This window comes from Leisingera sp. F5 (genome assembly GCF_001593695.1).
Genome location: NZ_LUKH01000618.1, coordinates 1 through 1,988 on the forward strand (window position 1 = coordinate 1; position 1,988 = coordinate 1,988).

The window sequence follows — 1,988 nt, forward strand, 5'->3', positions numbered from 1 at the left end:
ACCCAAATCATCAACTCCCTGTCCGAAGTCTCCGGCCGTTACAAGGCGCTGTTTGTCGATCTCTGGGGCTGCGTGCATAACGGGATCACCGCCTTTCCTGACGCCGTAGCAGCGTTGCAGGCCTACCGGAAGCAGGGCGGCATCGTGGTGCTGGTGACCAATTCACCGAAACCGCGCGCAGGCGTGGCGGCGCAGCTGGGACAGTTCAACGTGCCGGATGATGCCTATGACACCATCTCGACCAGCGGCGACAGCGCCCGGGCGGCGATGTTCACCGGCGCGGTTGGCACATCGGTCTATTTCATGGGGGAATGGGAGCGGGATGCAGGGTTCTTTGAGCCGCTGCATGTGATCCATGAACCGGTGGAAATCACCCGGGTGCCGCTCAAAGAGGCCGAGGGCATTGTCTGCTGCGGTCCGTTTGACACCATGGCAGACCCGGAGGTGAACCAGGCGGATTTCCTTTACGCCAAGCAGATGGGCATGAAGCTGTTGTGCGCCAACCCGGATATCGTGGTGGACCGCGGCGAAAAGCGGGAATGGTGTGCCGGTGCCTTGGCGCGGCTCTATACAGAGATGGGCGGCGAGAGCCTGTATTTCGGCAAGCCGCATCCGCCGATCTATGATCTGGCGCGGCGGCGTCTGACCGAGTTGGGCCATGACTTTGCTGATTCCGAGATCCTAGCGATCGGCGACGGGCCGCATACGGATATTGCCGGCGCCATGGGCGAAAGCATCGATTCCCTGTTCATCACCGGCGGGCTTGCGGCCAGAGAAACAAAGACATCAGTCCAGCCGGACGCGGACGCGCTGCAGACCTATCTGGCGCATGAACAGTCCGCACCCACATATGCCATTGGCTTCCTTCGGTAAAACCGCCTGCGTCAACCACCTGCCCAGTACGGAACACGCTCTGCTCTGAGCAAACCCCGCTCAAACCGGCGGGGTTTTCTTATGTCAGAAACTTCTTGATTTTCTGCATCTGCAAAGTAATAAAGTTGCGCAAGCGGCCAATCCGGCGCGCAAAAGTTACAACGCCAAGCGGTCACACCACACGATCGGGCCAGGTGATCAGGCCCGAAGATCAGGACCAGGCGAATGGAGGATGAGATGTTGGACAACATGCCGCGCGGAACCATCTGCATTGAAGACATCGAAATGGGCATGGTGCGTTACCTGCGCAAGGTCATCACCGATGAGGACATCGAGAAGTTCGCCGAGGTCTCGACCGACCGCAATCCGGTGCATCTGGATGATGAATACGCCCAAGACACCATTTTCGAGGGTCGGATTGCCCATGGGATGCTGACTGCGGGACTGATTTCGGCGGTGATCGGCGAACAGCTGCCCGGCCATGGCACCATCTATATGAGCCAGTCGCTGAAGTTCCTGGCCCCGGTGCGCCCCGGTGATCTGGTGCTGGCGGAGGTCGAGGTGACCGACATCGTGATTGACAAACGCCGGGTGAAACTGGAGTGCCGCTGCATCGTCGGCGGCAAGAAGGTGCTGGTGGGCGAGGCCATGGTGATGGCACCGTCGCGCAAATTCGACTGAGTCCACCTCTCTTTGTCAACAGGTTCAGCCGCCGGGGGCCGTTGCCCTTGGCGGTTTTGCTTATCTGGACTTGTTCATTTCGTTCGTTCCGTTCGGTACTGCGCTGAACCCCGTTTAGGGTGGCGCCGCCGCCGGGTGGGGGTGGACAGACCCTCTCTCGAGGCCTGCTCGAACAGGATATCCTGAGCGACCCCTTTTTTTATCAGGGCCGGTCTCCAGGTGTTACGCGGGCAGCCACACTGAAGGGGCCCCAGGAAACCGGACAGTTGGCTAAGGTGTATCCCAAACCTTTGAAGGGATACGAAAATGGCGCAGCGGCGGAACTTTACAGATCAGTTTAAAGCCAAGGTTGCGCTTGAGGCGCTGCGCGGTGACAAGACCGTTCAGGAGATCGCAGCGAAGCATCAGCTGCACCCGAACCAGGTCAGCACCTG

At 59.6% G+C, this 1,988-nt stretch carries 3 protein-coding genes; all 3 read left to right on the plus strand.

The features are described 5' to 3' along the window. Positions 1-873 (plus strand): TIGR01459 family HAD-type hydrolase (locus A2I95_RS33970; protein ID WP_291736893.1); only part of this gene is annotated, 873 nt, incomplete at its 5' end. Between the two features lie 237 nt (positions 874-1,110). Next, the gene (locus A2I95_RS33975; RefSeq protein ID WP_027258113.1) at positions 1,111-1,554 is read left to right on the plus strand and encodes a MaoC family dehydratase; all 444 of its coding nucleotides are present in this window, start codon (positions 1,111-1,113) and stop codon (positions 1,552-1,554) included. A gap of 306 nt (positions 1,555-1,860) precedes the next feature. Further along, a partial coding sequence (locus tag A2I95_RS33980) for a transposase (protein ID WP_291736897.1) occupies positions 1,861-1,988 on the plus strand: 128 nt, incomplete at its 3' end.